This window comes from Solihabitans fulvus, from assembly GCF_008386585.1.
In the GTDB taxonomy this organism is placed as follows: Bacteria; Actinomycetota; Actinomycetes; order Mycobacteriales; family Pseudonocardiaceae; genus Solihabitans; species Solihabitans fulvus.
This window is the reverse complement of record NZ_VUOB01000221.1, coordinates 1-232: the sequence shown is the minus strand read 5'-3', so window position 1 is coordinate 232 and position 232 is coordinate 1. Positions and strand designations below refer to the sequence as shown.

Here is a 232-nt window from a genome sequence, read left to right as displayed (position 1 = left end):
CATGGCGAGCTTCTTCACTAGCAACATGAAGTTCGCTGACGTAATGATCTACAGAAAAGACCTCGGCATGTCGAACACCAGCAAGACCGTGGACACCTCGGAGATGGTCATGATGAAGGACGATCTCACCTACCTGGACTCGGACATGCTGGTCAAGAGGACTTACAAAGACGTCATGATGATGAGCAGCATGATGAACTGATCACACGACATTGTACCTAACCTAAGCCAG

The 232-nt window shown here is 49.1% G+C and carries 1 protein-coding gene; it reads left to right on the top strand.

Features of this window, described 5'->3' with window-relative positions:
- A partial coding sequence (locus F0L68_RS45690) for a hypothetical protein (protein WP_223199622.1) occupies positions 1–202 on the top strand: 202 nt, incomplete at its 5' end.
- Between the last annotated feature and the right edge of the window lie 30 nt (positions 203–232).